The sequence below is a fragment of the Flavobacterium sp. genome (genome assembly GCF_020217025.1).
Classification (GTDB): Bacteria; Bacteroidota; Bacteroidia; order Flavobacteriales; family Flavobacteriaceae; genus Flavobacterium.
This window is the reverse complement of the sequence record NZ_JAIWOF010000185.1, coordinates 1-16314: the sequence shown is the minus strand read 5'-3', so window position 1 is coordinate 16314 and position 16314 is coordinate 1. Positions and strand designations below refer to the sequence as shown.

At 32.4% G+C, this 16314-nt stretch carries 18 protein-coding genes; 6 read left to right on the top strand and 12 right to left on the bottom strand.

Annotated features, from left to right (window positions below; genetic code table 11):
• The first annotated feature begins 258 nt into the window (after window positions 1–258).
• The 4 genes from thrS (at window position 259) to rplT (ending at window position 3510) form a co-directional block, all read left to right on the top strand.
• Window positions 259–2199: a threonine--tRNA ligase gene (thrS, locus tag LDL23_RS09575; protein ID WP_291265489.1), complete on the top strand. Its 1941-nt coding sequence runs from the start codon at window positions 259–261 to the stop codon at window positions 2197–2199.
• A 28-nt stretch (window positions 2200–2227) separates the two neighbouring features.
• Window positions 2228–2779 (top strand): translation initiation factor IF-3, encoded by a 552-nt coding sequence (gene infC / locus LDL23_RS09570; RefSeq protein ID WP_262510486.1) that lies wholly within the window; start codon window positions 2228–2230, stop codon window positions 2777–2779.
• Between the two features lie 64 nt (window positions 2780–2843).
• Window positions 2844–3041: a 50S ribosomal protein L35 gene (gene rpmI, locus LDL23_RS09565; protein ID WP_194097101.1), complete on the top strand. Its 198-nt coding sequence runs from the start codon at window positions 2844–2846 to the stop codon at window positions 3039–3041.
• 124 nt (window positions 3042–3165) lie between these two features.
• The gene (gene rplT / locus LDL23_RS09560; RefSeq protein WP_073585368.1) at window positions 3166–3510 is read left to right on the top strand and encodes a 50S ribosomal protein L20; all 345 of its coding nucleotides are present in this window, start codon (window positions 3166–3168) and stop codon (window positions 3508–3510) included.
• Between the two features lie 121 nt (window positions 3511–3631).
• On the opposite strand, the gene LDL23_RS09555 is transcribed toward rplT, so the two are convergent.
• The gene (locus tag LDL23_RS09555) at window positions 3632–4663 is read right to left on the bottom strand and encodes a toll/interleukin-1 receptor domain-containing protein (protein ID WP_291265488.1); all 1032 of its coding nucleotides are present in this window, start codon (window positions 4661–4663) and stop codon (window positions 3632–3634) included.
• Window positions 4664–4863: 200 nt separating this feature from the next.
• Between LDL23_RS09555 and rlmF the strand changes: the two genes are divergently transcribed.
• Together rlmF and LDL23_RS09545 are read left to right on the top strand one after the other, a co-directional pair.
• Window positions 4864–5769, top strand: coding sequence for a 23S rRNA (adenine(1618)-N(6))-methyltransferase RlmF (rlmF, locus tag LDL23_RS09550; RefSeq protein WP_291265487.1), 906 nt, complete (start codon window positions 4864–4866; stop codon window positions 5767–5769).
• Between the two features lie 237 nt (window positions 5770–6006).
• Entirely contained in the window at window positions 6007–6468 is a 462-nt protein-coding gene (locus tag LDL23_RS09545; protein WP_291265486.1) for a DUF1569 domain-containing protein, read from the top strand.
• Between the two features lie 6 nt (window positions 6469–6474).
• On the opposite strand, the gene LDL23_RS09540 is transcribed toward LDL23_RS09545, so the two are convergent.
• The 11 genes from LDL23_RS09540 to LDL23_RS09490 form a co-directional block, all read right to left on the bottom strand.
• Complete coding sequence (locus LDL23_RS09540) at window positions 6475–7161, bottom strand: hypothetical protein (protein ID WP_291265485.1); 687 nt, start codon at window positions 7159–7161, stop codon at window positions 6475–6477.
• Window positions 7162–7166: 5 nt separating this feature from the next.
• Window positions 7167–8444 carry an asparagine synthetase B gene (locus LDL23_RS09535; RefSeq protein ID WP_291265484.1) on the bottom strand — a complete coding sequence of 426 codons (1278 nt, stop codon included), beginning with the start codon at window positions 8442–8444 and terminating at the stop codon, window positions 7167–7169.
• Between the two features lie 350 nt (window positions 8445–8794).
• Window positions 8795–9481, bottom strand: coding sequence for a response regulator transcription factor (locus tag LDL23_RS09530; protein ID WP_291265483.1), 687 nt, complete (start codon window positions 9479–9481; stop codon window positions 8795–8797).
• Window positions 9481–10275, bottom strand: a complete 795-nt coding sequence (locus LDL23_RS09525; RefSeq protein ID WP_291265482.1) for a sensor histidine kinase — start codon at window positions 10273–10275, stop codon at window positions 9481–9483. The genes LDL23_RS09530 and LDL23_RS09525 overlap by 1 nt, the downstream gene beginning before the upstream one ends.
• Window positions 10262–10720, bottom strand: a complete 459-nt coding sequence (locus LDL23_RS09520) for a hypothetical protein (protein ID WP_291265481.1) — start codon at window positions 10718–10720, stop codon at window positions 10262–10264. Before LDL23_RS09520 ends, LDL23_RS09525 begins: the two co-directional genes overlap by 14 nt.
• Window positions 10721–10906: 186 nt before the next feature.
• Window positions 10907–11215, bottom strand: a complete 309-nt coding sequence (locus LDL23_RS09515) for a hypothetical protein (protein ID WP_291265480.1) — start codon at window positions 11213–11215, stop codon at window positions 10907–10909.
• A gap of 98 nt (window positions 11216–11313) precedes the next feature.
• Window positions 11314–12861, bottom strand: coding sequence for a replicative DNA helicase (gene dnaB, locus LDL23_RS09510; protein WP_026726137.1), 1548 nt, complete (start codon window positions 12859–12861; stop codon window positions 11314–11316).
• Window positions 12862–13004: 143 nt separating this feature from the next.
• Window positions 13005–13958, bottom strand: a complete 954-nt coding sequence (locus LDL23_RS09505) for an acetyl-CoA carboxylase carboxyltransferase subunit alpha (protein ID WP_291265479.1) — start codon at window positions 13956–13958, stop codon at window positions 13005–13007.
• A 71-nt stretch (window positions 13959–14029) separates the two neighbouring features.
• Window positions 14030–14917, bottom strand: a complete 888-nt coding sequence (locus LDL23_RS09500; protein ID WP_291265478.1) for a DMT family transporter — start codon at window positions 14915–14917, stop codon at window positions 14030–14032.
• On the bottom strand, window positions 14904–15992 hold the full coding sequence (locus tag LDL23_RS09495) for an LptF/LptG family permease (protein ID WP_291265477.1): 1089 nt from the start codon (window positions 15990–15992) through the stop codon (window positions 14904–14906). Before LDL23_RS09495 ends, LDL23_RS09500 begins: the two co-directional genes overlap by 14 nt.
• Before the next feature lie 9 nt (window positions 15993–16001).
• The coding region (locus LDL23_RS09490) for a tRNA-guanine transglycosylase (protein WP_291265476.1) at window positions 16002–16314 on the bottom strand (313 nt) is incomplete at its 5' end.

Here is a 16314-nt window from a genome sequence, read left to right as displayed (position 1 = left end):
GCAAGTTCAAGAGCAAAGTGTTGCTCGATTGGCGAGCCTGTGGAATAGTTATCTGGAATAGCAAACGTCTTAACTAGCCCCGATGGGAGTGGCATCCTTTTATAAACCCCTCAGGTTTGTAAAAGATATAGCGGACAGCGGGACTGAACGTTTAATGGAATACTAACGTGTGCTTCTAATCTTTTTTAACATTATACCTTATATATATTGTATGGATTTTATTAAAGGTTTATATTTGCAACTTATAAATTTTAAAAAATGATAAAAGTTACTTTACCCGACGGGTCGGTTAAGGAGATGGCTCAAGGAGTTACTCCAATGGATGTTGCGAAAAGCATTAGTGAAGGTTTGGCTAGAAACGTGATTTCGGCTTCCTATAATGGTACCACTATTGAAACGACGACGACCTTAACGACGGACGGTACACTTATATTATATACTTGGAATGACAAAGAAGGTAAAAAAGCTTTTTGGCATTCGACTTCGCACGTAATGGCGCAAACATTGGAAGAAATGTTTCCTGGTATTAAATTAACACTTGGACCTGCGATTGATAATGGTTTTTATTACGACGTAGATTTTGGTGATAAAAAAATTACAGATGCGGATTTTAAAAAGATTGAAGACCGTGTGTTAGAAATTTCGAGAGAGAAGCATGAATTTAAAATGCGTCCGGTTTCAAAAGCGGAAGCATTGGAAGTTTATAAAAATAACGAGTACAAAACTGAATTAATTTCGAATTTAGAAGACGGAACGATTACGTTTTGCGATCATTCGAATTTCTTCGATTTGTGTCGTGGTGGTCATATTCCGAATACAGGTATTATCAAAGCGATGAAAATTTTATCGGTAGCAGGAGCTTACTGGAGAGGTGATGAAAAGAACAAGCAGTTAACTCGTGTTTACGGAATTTCGTTCCCAAAACAAAAAGACTTAACCGATTATTTAGAATTATTAGAAGAAGCAAAACGTCGCGACCATAGAAAATTAGGAAAAGAATTAGAATTATTCCATTTTTCACAAAAAGTAGGTCAAGGTTTACCTTTATGGTTGCCAAAAGGAGCTGCTTTGCGCGATAGATTAGAACAATTCTTAAAAAAAGCGCAGAAAAAAGCAGGTTACGAACAAGTAGTTACGCCTCATATTGGGATGAAAGACTTGTATGTAACTTCTGGACACTATGCTAAATATGGTGCGGATAGTTTCCAACCAATTCATACTCCAGCAGAAGGCGAAGAGTTCTTGTTAAAACCAATGAACTGTCCACACCACTGTGAGATTTACAATGCAAGACCTTGGTCATACAAAGATTTACCTAAGCGTTATGCAGAATTTGGAACAGTGTATCGTTATGAGCAATCGGGTGAATTACATGGATTGACTCGTGTTAGAGGATTTACTCAAGATGATGCGCATATTTTCTGTACGCCTGATCAATTAGATGCTGAGTTCAAAAATGTAATCGACTTGGTATTGTACGTTTTTGGTTCGTTAGGATTTGAAAACTTTACGGCTCAAGTATCGGTTCGTGATTTAGACAATCCGGATAAATATATAGGTAGCGTTGAAAACTGGGAAAAAGCAGAAAATGCAATTATCAGTGCAGCGAAAGATAAAGGATTGAATTATGTGATTGAATCTGGTGAAGCCGCTTTCTATGGTCCGAAATTGGATTTCATGGTAAAAGATGCTTTAGGCAGAAGTTGGCAATTAGGAACCATTCAGGTAGATTACAATTTACCAGAGCGTTTTGAATTGTCTTATAAAGGTGCGGATGACAAGTTACATCGCCCAGTTATGATTCACCGAGCACCTTTTGGTTCGATGGAACGTTTTATCGCTATTTTATTGGAACACACGGCAGGAAATTTCCCAATTTGGTTGATGCCAGAGCAAGCTATAATCTTGTCTTTGAGTGAGAAATATGAAAATTATGCGAAAAAAGTTTTAGATTTGCTAGAAAATCACGAAATTCGCGCCCTAATTGACAACCGAAACGAAACAATCGGTAAGAAAATTAGAGAAGCGGAAATGAATAAATATCCGTTTATGCTGATTGTTGGCGAGGAAGAAGAGAAAAACGGAACCATTTCTGTGAGACAACGCGGACAAGAAGGAAAAGGAAATATATCGGTTACTATTGAGCAATTTGCTGCAATGATAAACGAAGAAATCAATAAAACATTAAAACAATTTTAAGTTTAACTAAAATCTTAAAGCCATAGCAATTAGAAACAACAGAGGTTTTCAACCTCGCGAAGAGAAAAAAGCAGCGCACCGTATCAACAATTTGATTCGTGTTCCTGAAGTACGTTTAGTAGGCGAAAACATTGAGCCTGGAGTTTACAAAATAGCGGAAGCCCTTCGTTTAGCTGAAGAGCAAGAAGTTGATTTGGTAGAAATTTCTCCAAATGCTGAGCCACCCGTTTGTAAATTGATGGATTATGGTAAGTTTTTGTACCAACAAAAGAAGAGAGATAAAGAACTTAAAGCAAAATCTACTCAGATTGTAATTAAAGAGATTCGTTTTGGACCTCAAACAGATGAGCATGATTATGAATTTAAGAAAAAGAATGCCCTTAAATTTTTACAAGATGGTGCTAAATTAAAAGCATTTGTATTCTTCAAAGGACGTTCGATTATCTACAAAGAGCAAGGACAAATTTTATTATTACGTTTGGCTCAAGAATTGGAAGAGTTTGGAAAAGTAGAAGCGATGCCAGTTTTAGAAGGAAAACGTATGATTATGTACATTGCTCCGAAGAAAAAAGGAAAATAAGAGATTGCCCAGCAAACTCTTTTGAAAAATAATAAGTAAGATAGATTATAAATACAGGAAGAAAATGCCTAAAATGAAAACAAAATCTAGTGCTAAGAAACGATTCAAAGTTACTGGTTCTGGAAAGATCAAAAGAAAACACGCTTTTAAAAGTCACATTTTGACTAAAAAATCTAAAAAGCGTAAATTAGCTTTAACTCACTCTACATTGGTTCACCCAACAGATGAGAGAAGCATTAAACAACAATTAAATTTAATTTAATCGTTGTTGGTTAAAACAATTTAGTAACCCTGGAGTGGGCTGAACGAAGTACGAAGTATGAAATACAAAGTACGAAGTTTATAAGTGTTGAGAAACCGCCTTACTGCAAAAAACATTTAAAATTATGCCAAGAGCAACAAATTCAGTAGCTACTAAAGCTAGAAAAAAAAGAGTATTAAAACAAGCCAAAGGTTTCTTTGGAAGACGTAAAAACGTTTGGACTGTAGCTAAAAACGCGGTAGAAAAAGCAATGGTTTATGCTTACCGTGATAGAAAACAAAATAAAAGAAATTTCCGTGCTTTATGGATTACGCGTATCAATGCTGGTGCACGTTTACATGGTATGAGTTATTCTCAATTTATGGGGAAAGTAAAAGCTAACAATATCGAATTGAACCGTAAAGTTCTTGCTGATTTAGCTATGAACCACCCAGCTGCTTTCACAGCTATCGTTAACAAAATTAAATAATTACGTCTAACTCAGTTTATCTTACTTATATATTAAACCCCGATGAAAATCGGGGTTTTTTATTTGATGTTGTTTTGATTGTGGGCACGGAATGCAATTCCGCGCTATCGGGTTTATTCTTTTAAAATGGTAATCCTTCATCTTCCCACAAATCTTTCTTCGGCTTTGCTGGGATTTTTTTCAAATATGATGTTATAAAATCTAGAATTTCTTTCGGTAAATCAATAATGTTCGATTCAATTTCAGCTTTTAATTTAACTTCTTTCGCATTTCCACCACTTGTTACTGCAGAAACTTCTGTGAAACCTCTTAATCCAATTTTTCTAACCGCAGATTCATATTTGTTAGACAAAATATTATCAATTTCTTTAATATCCTCCCAATCTTTAATATTGTTAACCTCAATATGCTCTTGCCAACCAATCATAAGCTTACCTCGACCAGTATCATTTAAATAATGAATTAAGATTAATTCCTCATCTTTTAATTTGCCAGACAAAATATCATTTAAAAATTTTGAATATAAATCATCATTATTTTCAATCTCCCTTTTTAATTCAATGGCAGTTTTCTCAATATTATTTTCATTGATAACAGGAGTTTTGACCTCAACTTCTTTCGGTTTATCAGTTGTTGGTAACTTAAGAAGATTAGTTGCCTTCGAAGATTCTCTAACTATGGATTCAATTTCAGATAAATACTTTTTAACTTTTTGATTAATAATAACTGATTTTTTTGAAATATTAAAATATGCTTCTAAGTGTTGGATAAATGACAGTAATCTTTCCTCGTCATTTATATAAAAGCCAATTTCTCTTGGATCAATAGCACCTTCTCTAAACTCCTTACTTGAAAGATCAAAATTCGGAGTGAATAACATTGCGTGTTCATTTTCAATTACCCATGCCGCACCCATTTCATTCAGACATGCAATACTTGAATAATATTCTTTTGAAAGTAAATATATTACAAACGGTTTCTCGGTAATTTGAGATTTCAACCAATTAAATATATTCTGCCCTATTGGAATTCCATAAGCAGTATTACTTGTAAAAACTATTTCATCTTCAGTTATTCCAATTCCTCTGAGCAACTCAACTAATGCATTACCGTAATCTTTATTTGCGGAAGAATGAGATATAAATATTTTCATCTATTTGAGGGTTTTCTTTTTTTAAGTTTGATTTTGGCAAAAATTACTTCTATCTCGTTCATATAATCACATACATAAAACTCTATAATTGTAATAATTCAAATATAAGAAATTTAATTCAAAACATTAAAAACCTTTCCAAAACGCATTCATTTATTATTCCCCAGAATTCAATACCTTTACACTTTAAAAACAATACTTTGAACACTACCAAAACCATCACCGGCTTTCATCCGAAAAACAAACACCACGGCAATTACGATTTTAAAACTCTAATTGCGGCTAATCCTGATTTAGCGCCATTTGTTGCGGTAAATGAATTTGGCACCGAAACGATTGATTTTGCGAATCCTGATGCGGTGAAAATGTTGAACAAAGCGTTGTTGTTTCACTATTATGGTTTGAAAAATTGGGATATTCCAAAAGGATTTCTTTGTCCGCCTATTCCTGGACGCGCAGAATACATTCATCAAGTTGCCGATGTTTTAGCAGATACGTATGGAACGATTCAAACCAAGCATAAAATTCGCATTTTAGATGTCGGAATTGGAGCGAATTGTATTTATCCGATTATTGGTGTTTCAGAATACGATTGGCGTTTTGTGGGAAGTGAAATTGACAAACAAGCTTTTGAAGCAGCTCAGGAAAATATCAATTCGAATCAGAAATTAAAAGAAAACGTTGTTTTGCGATTGCAAACTTCAAAACGAAACATTTTCAAGAATATCATTCTTCCAGAAGATCAATTTGATATGACGATTTGTAATCCGCCTTTCCATAGTTCGAAAGAAGAGGCAAATAAAGGCACGATTCGAAAAAATAAAAACTTAGGGATTGAAGATTCGAAAAAACCAACATTGAACTTTGGTGGCGTAAATTCAGAACTTTGGTGCGAAGGTGGCGAACTCACTTTCATCAGCAATATGATTTATGAAAGTGTGCATTTTAAAACGCAAGTCAAATGGTTTTCATCCTTAGTTTCTAAAAAGGATAATTTGAAACCGTTGCTTTCGCATCTTAAAAAAGTAAAAGCTACGTACCAAATTGTGGAAATGAAACATGGGAATAAAGTGAGTAGAATTTTGTTTTGGACGTTTAAGGAATAGAAATAACACTTTTTGTCATTCCGAACTTGTTTCGGAATCTACTTTGAGAAGCTGAAACAAATTCAGCTTGACAAATTTCACGGTTACTTTCGTATCTTAAAAAGGTATTAGGTAAAAGGTGAAAGGATTTAAAGCGTTTCTATAGTTCTCGATACATTTTGCATTTATAAATCTTAGGATTTACAAATACAAAACACTCGAAGTGACGGTAAGAGTAATACATTAACAAATAACATTATGCAAGAATTACACAAGCTTTTAGACAAATTACAATCAGATATTTCGTCTTTTGACAAGGTGAATTTAGCGGTTTCTTCGGGAAGTGTGGGTTGGCATATTGCGCATAGTTTAAAAACGATTGACCAAATTGTTACGGCTTGTAAACATTCGAACCCAACGGAATACCAATGGCATTTTAATTTTAATCGATTTCTAATTATGTCTGTGGCAAAAAAAATTCCGAGAGGAAAAGCTAAAGCTCCCAAGATTGTAAGACCTGAAGGTGAAATTTCTCCTGAAACTTTGGCTTTAAGTTTAGAAAGCGTAAGAGAAAATATAAAAAATTGGAAAAGTTTGGATAAAAATGCTCATTTTCCGCATCCGTTTTTTGGAGTTTTAAATAAAAAGGAAACGGAGCACTTTTTAGTATTGCACACCAAACATCATAGGATGATTATTAAGGATATCCTCAAAAGTTAATTCCTTTTATAAATCACCTAATAAAACATCATCTTCTTCATTATCGTTTTTATGTAATTTAGAAGTAAAAAAAGCATATTCTCTAAATATCATAAATTGAAATATGATATAAAAAACGGTATTGAAAATCCAGATATCAATATGAGGATTTTCAATTAAAACTAATTCTAGATTCCCATAAAGAAAAATAGACACACTACAAAGAAGGTATAAAATCAATCCAATTGAAAAATTATAGTAATAATGTACCTTATCCATTTCTTTATAAATGAAATAAAAAGCATATACAACTAAAATAAAGGATGTTGCTATAATTTCGTATTCATTAAATCTCCAAAACAAACTCGGGTCAAAAATGTACATGACTGCTAAAATCGTCATTTGAATTAGATAAACAGACAAGATAATTTTACTTATAAAATTACTTCCAATAAGTTTATGATAGAGATAACTCAAAAAAGTAAATTGAAAAATGAAATAAAAGTGGGATATAAAGAAATTAGAATTGGGTTGCAATATTCCAATAATATGACAAGCTACTTCAATAATAGAAAGAGTAACTAAATAAATTAATAAAACTTTTGAAATTTGTTTTTTAATCTGACTATTTCTCAAAAAAAGAATCGTATTGAAAACTAAAAAAAATAATCCAAATAGACTAATAACAAAAGAAAATAAATATTTGTTTTCCATAGGAATTAGGTTTTTAGTTTTTTCTTTCTAGCCGCTGGAAACAATACGTTATTTAAAATCAAACGATAGCCTGGAGAGTTTGGATGTAAATCTAAAACCGTTGGGGCATCTCCTACTCTATGTTGGTAATCTTCTGGATCGTGACCTCCGTAAAACGTAAACATTCCTTTTCCTTTGGTTCCATGAATGTATCTTGCTTCTCCGTTGATTTTACATTCTCCCATCACTAAAACGTTGGATTTGATTTTCTCTGCATCAAAAGCAGTGGTTTGTCCCATGAAACCTTTTACCAATTGCGTATGATTTTGGCATAACATCGTTGGAATTGGATCCCATTTAGCAGAATATTCCATCAAAGTGAAGTAATCTTTATCCATAGAAAAAGCGCCTTTTCCGTGTTGTTCCGTAGTATCGATATCGGAAAATTCATAAACCATCGGATTACGTTCTAATTTATAGTCCTTAAAAGCAAACGTACTATTGTAATCAATACGAGTTTGATAATTAGCTTCTGAATCGTCACCATCAAACATAGGTTCGCAAATATCAACACCTTCTGCTGACAGCGCAATATCAAAACTATCAGTTGCCGAACACATCGCAAACATGAAGCCACCACCAATTACGAAATCTCTGATTTTTTTTGCAACTGCCAGCTTTTCTTCTGAAACTTTATTGTAGCCTAACTTTTTAGCCAAGGCTTCCGCATCAGCTTTTTGTTGGATGTACCAAGGAGTACTTCTGTAATTTCCAAAAAACTTCCCATATTGTCCGGTAAAATCTTCGTGATGCAAATGCAACCAATCATATAACAATAATTGATCAGACAACACTTCTTCATCGTAAATTTCGGTGTAAGGAATTTCGGCATACGTTAACACCATAGTTACTGCATCGTCCCAAGGTTGTTTGCCTTTAGGCGTATAAACTGCAATTTTAGGTGCTTTCTCCAAAACTACCGTTTCCATATTTTGTGATGGCGAACTGATATCTTCTAAAATTGAATTCGTTGCTGCATCCGATAATACTTCAAAAGTTACGCCTCTAATTTGACATTCTTTTCTAATTTCGGGAGCGTCTGGCAATAAAAAGGAACCGCCTCTATAATTTAACAACCAACTTACTTTGTAACTTTTATCTAAAGCCCAATAGGTAATTCCGTATGCTTTTAAGTGATTTTGTTGCCCTTCGGCTTCCATTGGCAACAATACAAACGACGCTCTACTCGAAAAAGAGCAAAGCAAAAACAATATAATATATAGGTTTAAACCTTTAATTTTCATGGTTAATTAGATAATCGACTAATTTAAAACATTTCTCTGAAATATCATTTACAGAAATGTTAAAGTACTACCCCCGTAAAAATACCTGGTTACCCCCGTAAAAATACCTGATTTGAAAATCAGGTATTTTTACTCTTACACAGGAATATTTTTTGCTTTAGTTTTGACATGTATCAAAATAATAGAAAAGATGAACACAAACAGTAGTAATTTATCGTTAATAAACTCGAAAGAAATGAAATTGTTAAAAAGAATCGGATATATAGTACTTATTATAACTATCCTGGTGTATTTTGTTTTAGTTTTTCAATTCTGTAGAACTTATTAATTTGCAGTATTAAAAAAACAAATTAAGATTCAATATCATTATTAGAATCTTCTAAGTTGATGATTTTATTTTGAATGGCAAAAATGACTAATCCTGCCATATTCTTAGAATTTGTTTTTAGCAAAAGGTTGTTTCTATGGCCATCTACTGTTCTCGTGCTTAGGCTTAGCATTTCTCCAATTTCAGCCGAACTGTATTGTTTACAAATTAATTCCAATACTTCTTTTTCTCTTTCTGTTAAAAAATCTTCATCTAAAACAGTTCTCGAAGATGCATTTGAAATCATGTTTTGATGAATTACTTCCATCACGATTTCATTATAGTAAAAACCTTTTTGTGCTACTTCGTTAACAGTTTTAATCATATCTACTGGCGAAGCGTTCTTAACCAAATACGATGCTGCACCAACGTTAATCATATTTGCAATAAACGATTTAGTGTTGTAACTTGTTAAAGCAATGATTCTAATAGCAGGAAAATCTTTGTGAATAAGTTTTGTTGCTTCCACTCCATTTAACAACGGCATTTTTAAATCCATCATGATAATATCTGGAAGTTCTGTTGAAGTTTTTAAATGTTCAACTAATTCACTTCCGTTAGAAGCTTCGAAAATAATTTCAAAATTAGGCTCGCGCTGAAGCAGGAAATAGATTCCTTTTCTGAATAACTCTTCATCGTCCGCTAAAATAATTTTAATTTTATTTTCCATTAGTTGAAATTAAACACCATTTTTACTCCTTTGTTTGGTTTTGAAGTGAAATTGAAATCTCCTCCTAAGAAGTTAATTCTACTTTCAATGTTCTTCATTCCCAAACCTTTTTGATTTTCTTCACTTGAACTATCAAAACCTAATCCGTTATCAATATAAGTACAGGTTTTTCGGTTATCGAAATTAGTAAATTGAATTGAAATTTCAGTAGCTTTTCCGTGTCGAAGCGAATTATTTAACAATTCTTGAAGTATACGAAATATATGTAAATGTTTTTCAATAGGATAGCTTTCGAATTCAATTTGGTTTTTGTAAGAAACTTTAACAGTTTTGGTGCTATTAAACTCTTCTACGAGTTCTTCAATTCCGGCATGAAGTCCAAATTTCTCTAAAACGGGTGGTAATAAATCGTGTGCAATGCGACGGGAATTTTCTAGAGCTTTTTGAGTTAATTCAATGATATTATTGGTAATTTCAAGTTGTTCTGTTTCGTTTAGATTAGGAGTTTTTAATAAATGACTATTTAAAGAAACGACATTCAATTTCGAACTAATATCGTCATGTAAATCTTGAGCAATGCGTTTGCGTTCTTCTTCTTGAGTAATTAAAACCGAGTTAAGAAGTTCTTTTTGATGGTCGATTTCTAAATTTTTCTTGTCAACTTCAATTTGAACGATTTTCTTTCTAGAAAAATAGAAAAATAAAATCAGTACCAAAAACATGGATATAAAAGCAAGTAATATAAAAAATACCACTTGGATTATTTCGTTATTTTCTAAATTAATTGCGTTCATCTTTATTAAAATATATTAATTTCCACTGATAAAAGAAAAATGCAAATTTTATGTATTGTAACGTAATGTTTAAATTAACCATCAGATCATTTATTTTTTCTTCAAGATCAAAAACAGAAAGTAATCTGTAAAATAAAAAAATAAAAGTACTTGTAAATAAATAAAACAATAAGCCAAGATTACCATAATAAAAATCTGATTTTTCCCCAAGATTATTATACAAATGCATACTTGAATAAACAATCAAAGGCATTGTTGTTAAATATGTTTCTAATAGATTATATTCAAAAAACAAATTAGGATCTATAAGATAACGTGCTAATAAAAATATTGGAAGTACAATTAGAATAATATAGACGGTAAATAATTGTGCTCTTGTTTTTAACAATAAAGAAAAAAAATAACTTAAGATTACAAATTGAAACAATTCATAAAAATGTTGCATAAAAACATTGTAAATTCTGAACCAGCTATACAATTTTGAACTAATAAAATCAATTACTAGAACACCAACAAGATATATTGTAAAAATCTTATAGACTTTTCCGTTCCTGAAAAAGCCTATAAGATAAAGTAAGCATAATATTGCTGACGTTATGTATAAATAATATGAAGGTTTCAATACTATCTACTATGGATTATAAAGAGGACTCGTTGGATCACAATTCTTTGGACAAGGTTGTGTATTGTCATAAATTAAGTGATTAGCATCTATTAAATCTTTTCCATCAGCATCAACGCCTACAAACATTAATTTTTGTGTTCCTGTTGTGTCAACTCCCATATAAGCTCTCACATTAACAACACCTTCTGTTGCTAATAATTCTGATAAGGCTTCGCCTGGAATTAAATGACCTTTTGCTAAATCTTCTGGAGGATTGGTTCTCCATGAAGTTGCCCATTTTTGAGCTTCATCGAGAGTAATTGTAAAATCTGACATATTTTGAGGTTTTTTATAATTGAATTATAAATGTAGTAAAAAAATTAATAAAAAAAACAGGCTGATGGCCTGTTTTATTATTTTATCTATTTTTCATCCTAAAAAGGGACATCTGAATCATCATCATATGAATTCATTGTGCTACCAAAAGCTTCATTTGGTGTTGGTAAATTTGGCGTAATAAATGGATTACTATCGTCTAAATTCATTTTTGATGGCAATGCATCGAAAGGTGAACTAAAATCATCTAAATTATCAAACTTTCCTAAGTTACCAATGAATTTCAATCTAATGTTATCTAAACCACCATTACGGTGTTTTGCTACGATAAACTCGGCTTGACCTTGTGTTGGCGAACGTTCTTCGTCATCCCATTCGTCAATTTTATAATATTCTGGACGGTAAATAAACGATACGATATCGGCATCTTGCTCAATTGCTCCTGATTCCCTTAAGTCGGAAAGTAATGGACGTTTACTAGAACCACGAGTTTCCACGGCACGTGATAACTGTGAAAGTGCAATTACCGGAACGTTCAACTCTTTTGCTAATGCTTTTAAATTTCGCGAAATAGTTGAAATTTCTTGTTCACGATTTCCGCCTCCTTTTCCATTTCCACCAGCGGTCATTAATTGAAGGTAATCGATTACAATCATTTTAATACCATATTGCGATGAAAGACGTCTTGCTTTTGCGCGTAAATCAAAAATCGATAACGATGGTGTATCATCAATAAACAAAGGAGCTTTTTCTAAGTCTTTCACTTTGATAGACAATTGCTCCCATTCGTGTTTTTCTAATTTTCCGGTTCTTAATTTCTCCGATGACAATCCAGTTTCAGACGAAATCAAACGTGTAATTAACTGTACAGATGACATCTCTAATGAGAAAAATGCCACTGGCGCACCATAATCGATAGCCATATTTCGAGCCATTGATAAGGTGAAAGCCGTTTTACCCATACCGGGACGAGCAGCCACAATAATTAAATCCGAAGGTTGCCATCCAGAAGTTAATTTATCTAAATTGTGAAATCCTGTTGGAATTCCACTCAAACCTTCTTTACCTGCAATTTCTTCAATGCGTTTTTTTGCCTGAATCACTAAACTTTGTGCAGTTTCCGAACTACGTTTGATATTTCCTTGCGTTACTTCGTATAATTTTGATTCCGCTTTATCTAATAAATCAAACACATCGGTAGATTCATCATACGATTCTTCAATAATTTCGCTTGAAATTTTAATCAAACTTCTTTGGATGAATTTTTGAAGAATAATACGCGAGTGAAACTCAATGTGAGCCGAAGAAGATATCTTTTGCGTTAACTGAATCAAGTAAAAATCACCACCTGAAAGTTCTAGTTTTCCGTTTTTCTTTAATTGAGCCGAAACGGTTAATAAGTCGATAGGCTGTGTTTCGTTAAACAACTGAACTATAGCCTCAAAAATGTACTTGTGTGCGTCTTTATAAAAGGCGTCTGGTTGTAAAATATCAATTACTTCATCTACCCCTTTTTTATCAATCATCATGGCACCAAGTACCGCTTCTTCTAGGTCTAACGCCTGAGGAGGTAGTTTTCCTTTTTCCAAATTGATAATCGTAGTTTTATCTACTTTTATCGGGTTCATATTTCTGACATTTTCCATATTGCGAAGTTAACCAAAATTTACAAAAAAACGTTTTGAGTTCTTAATACCCAACTGTTAATAACTTAAAAAAAGTGTTGATAAGCCAAAAAAAATCCGAAACTTGTGGCTTCGGATTTTTATTTATAATTGAAAACAAGTGATTACTCTTTGAATTCACCCATTTTGCTATATTTATCCATTCGTTTTGCCACTAAATCTTTTGTTGATAAATCTTTTAACTCATTAAAAGCTTTAGTTACATACTCAGCAACCGATTTAAATGTAGTTTCTTTGTCGTAGTGAGCACCGCCAAGTGGTTCTGGAATAATATCGTCGATTAACTTCTGTTTTTTCATATCGAATGAAGTTAATTTTAAAGCTTCAGCAGCTTGTTCTTTATATTCCCAACTTCTCCATAAGATTGACGAACACGATTCTGGAGAAATTACAGAGTACCAAGTGTTTTCTAACATATAAACTCTATCTCCTACTCCAATTCCTAATGCTCCACCTGAAGCTCCTTCTCCGATAATAATTGAAATAATAGGAGTTTTCAAACGAGCCATTTCGAAAATGTTTCTTGCAATAGCTTCACCTTGACCTCGTTCTTCAGCTTCTAAACCTGGATAAGCTCCTGGAGTGTCGATTAATGTTAAAACAGGAATATTGAATTTCTCTGCCATTTTCATTAAACGTAATGCTTTTCTGTATCCTTCAGGATTTGCCATCCCGAAGTTTCTATATTGGCGCATTTTCGTATTAATACCTTTTTGCTGTCCAATAATCATGAAAGATTGACCGTTTATTTGACCTAAACCTCCAACCATCGCTTTGTCATCTTTAAAACCTCTGTCTCCAAAAAGTTCTAAAAACGTTCCATTAGTTAAATTTGTAATATACTCTAATGTATATGGACGATTAGGATGACGTGATAATTGTACACGTTGCCAAGCCGTAAGGTTTTTGTATATTTTTTTCTTAGTTTCTTCTAATTTCTTCTCAATTTGCTTACATGTGTTAGACACATCAACATCTGATTCTTGACCAATAATTTGACATTTATCTAATTGGTCTTCAAGCTCTTTAATTGGTAATTCAAAATCTAAATATTCCATAATCGGTTTATTAGGGTTTGTGTTTGTTGTTACAAAGATAAAATTTTCAATTAACTTTAGTAAACTAATCGTTAATTAGTTGTTAGTTTTTTATAACTTTTTACAATTCCGTTAGCTATAACAGTGGCTAAAATTATAAGTGCACCTACATAAAACAAAGGTGTCATTTCTTCTCCATCCTTAAATATAAGCAACGCTAAAATGATTCCGTAAATGGGTTCTAAGTTAATGGTTAGCATTACGGTAAACGGACTCAAAAATTTCATTACCTTAACGGATGCCGAAAAAGCATAGGCTGTACAAATAGATGACAATAAGAATAACCAAATCAAGTCGTTAATGGATAATGCAAAGAAAGCAGGCGTAAAACTTCCAGCAAAAAACAAGTAAATACTGATAAAGAAAAAACCACTCGATAACTCGTAAAGTGAGATGATATTAGGATCATATTCTTTAGCATATTTCCCATTAATTACCGAAAATAAAGCCGATAAAAAAGCAGAAGAAACGGCTAAATAAATTCCAGTTTTGTATTTAGTTTCTACATTAAAAATAATTCCCAATCCTACCACCACAATTACACCGAAAAGCAATTCGTACCAAATAATTTTTCTTTTGTGAATAATTGGTTCTAAAATGGAGGCAAAAAAAGCACCCGTTGACAAGCAAGCCAAAGTTATCGATACATTAGAAACCTTAATAGCTTGATAAAATGTAAGCCAATGCGCTGCAATAATAATTCCGGAAACAACAAATCCTACAAGTATATTAAAAGGCACTTTTACTTTTTCTTTATTAAAAAGCACAACAAAAGTCATGATGACTGAAGCAAAAAGCATTCGATACCAAACCAAATCTAAGGCTTCTAACGAAATTAGTTTGCCAAGAATGGCGGTAAATCCCCAAATAAATACAATTACATGAAGATGTAAGTAGCTTTTTAAGTTATCGTTTTGCATTGCGAAGTAAGTAGGCTGCTAAAATTCCGAAAACTAGGTTAGGAAACCACACCGCTAAAAAAGGAGGAATACTCGATTTTTCAGCTAAAGTTCCGAAAACTTTATCAAAGAAAATAAAAGTAAAAGCAATAACAATTCCGATGGCAAGATTGACTCCCATTCCACCTCTTCTCTTCATAGAAGAAACGGCAACAGCAATAATAGTTAAGATAAATGCAGAAATTGGTAAACTAAATTTCTTATAAAAAACTACTAAATAGGTATTTATGTTTGCATTACCTCTTTCTCTTTCTTTGTTAATAAAAGCATTTAACTGTCCAATCGTCATTGTTTCAGCAACATAAACTACAGGAGTTAAATCATCGGGTTCAAAATTGTATTGTTTCGTAATTTTATCACTTGATATTATCTGATCATTAGTTTCTCCAACAATTCTTTGATTGTAGTTAAACAAAGTATAACGCTTTGTAACATCATTGTAACGAATTCGATTAGCTGTTACTTTTTCTACCAAAACATTATCCTTAAATTTTTCAAAAGTAAAATTGAAACCTGTTTGTGATAAATAATTGTAATTGCTCACATAGATATTTTCTTCTAACTTCCCTTCTTTTTTTATTTGTCTGAAAATATCAGCTGTCTCTCTGGTTTGTGAGTTTCCTTTTAAGTTTTGATATCTAAAATCATTAAATCCTTTACTTGCTTTTGGCACCAAAAAGAATCCCATTAATAAAGCAAAAAGAGAAACAATAACAGCACCATAAATAAAAGGTCTTAAAAATCTTGAAAATGATATTCCAGAACTTAAAATCGCAATAATTTCAGTATTGTTAGCTAATTTAGAAGTAAACCAAATGATAGATAAAAACAGGAAAATCGGAAATAAAAGGTTCGCAAAATATATTGTAAAATCTCCATAATAAACTAAAATATCAAAAAATGGAATTTTCTTTTCAATCATTTTGTTTACTTTTTCTGAAACGTCGATCGTAATTCCAATTGGAATAAACATAATTAACATCACCGAAAAAGTGACCAAATAGCGTTTTAAAATGTATTTATCTATTATTTTCATTGGCTGAATTTATAATCGTTGACTCATTTGAATCACCATTTTATCTTTCCATTCTCTGAACGTTCCGGCAATAATTTGTCTTCTAGCCTCGCGTACTAACCACATGTAAAAACCTAAGTTGTGAATGGTTGCAATTTGTTTAGCCAAAAATTCATCTGCAGCAAACAAGTGTCTAAGATACGCTTTTGAATATTCGGTATCAACCCAAGTGTGTCCCATTTCGTCAATTGGCGAAAAATCTTCAGCCCACTTTTTGTTTTTCATGTTCATTGTTCCGTGAGCCGTGAATAACATTCCGTTTCTAGCATTACGCGTTGGCATA